This window comes from Pseudomonas sp. AAC, from assembly GCF_000725445.1.
GTDB lineage: Bacteria > Pseudomonadota > Gammaproteobacteria > Pseudomonadales > Pseudomonadaceae > Pseudomonas > Pseudomonas citronellolis.
The window spans coordinates 1-536 of record NZ_KL647118.1; the positions used below are offsets into that span (position 1 = coordinate 1).

Here is a 536-nt window from a genome sequence, read left to right on the forward strand (position 1 = left end):
CCACACACCGGATTGGCAAGGTGGCGTCTAATAACATGGTGATGCACTAGTCAATGGCAGCGCCGCAACGTACAGAACAGAATGGAAACTTCCACTTCCACCAATTGAAGTGGCGAACGAACCTCTAGCTGCCACACATGAGGTGTCGCTCCCACAGTCAAAGCCATATCCGAAATAAGAAGGATTGGGTGAGGTAGTCGTCAACATAGTCCCGGAGAAACGGCCACCGTCGAGCATTCCAGTGCCACGAAACAGCACCCCACTGCCATTCACCGTCATGAAGTAACAGCCCTGCGTGCCTGCTGATTGCCATACTGCGGATTGGCAAGGCTGTCAGTTGCGCGCGCAGAATGCGATTCGTTGATCGGTGCCGATAGCTGCCTTCCAGATGCTCTGGGTAAACCCTGGAGGACAGCCGATATACGGGTTATACCCTTGGCACCAAGAACCGAGACTGCCGCCGTTTGTGGCGTAGCCGCAGATGGTTCCACTCGGCACGTCTCCTCCATTAGAACGCCACACACCGGATTGGCAAG

Annotated in this window: 1 protein-coding gene; it reads right to left on the minus strand. The window is 55.0% G+C overall.

Annotation, left to right across the window (positions count from 1 at the left end):
• Window positions 1-333: 333 nt before the first annotated feature.
• On the minus strand, window positions 334-536 hold a 203-nt coding region (locus tag FG99_RS32680; protein ID WP_218187157.1), incomplete at its 5' end, for a hypothetical protein.